Source organism: uncultured Aquimarina sp. (genome assembly GCF_947500065.1).
Taxonomy (GTDB): domain Bacteria; phylum Bacteroidota; class Bacteroidia; order Flavobacteriales; family Flavobacteriaceae; genus Aquimarina.
In genome coordinates this window covers 1-209 of the sequence record NZ_CANMQT010000067.1, presented here as the reverse complement: position 1 = coordinate 209, position 209 = coordinate 1, and the positions used below count along the sequence as shown (strand labels likewise).

1 pseudogene is annotated in these 209 nt (G+C 50.7%); it reads left to right on the top strand.

Annotated features, from left to right (window positions below):
• A pseudogene (locus tag Q0975_RS28470) lies at window positions 1-209 on the top strand (hypothetical protein); the annotation flags it as partial.

Below are 209 nucleotides of genomic sequence, written 5' to 3'. Positions count from 1 at the left end.
GGTGCGCAGGGAATACAAGGAATAACCGGAGCGCAAGGAATAACTGGAGCACAGGGAATTCAAGGAATTACTGGAGCACAAGGTGTAACCGGAGCTCAGGGAATACAAGGAATCACTGGAGCACAAGGTGTAACTGGAGCACAGGGAATTCAAGGAGTTACTGGTGCGCAAGGAGTAACTGGAGCACAAGGAATCACTGGAGCACAAGG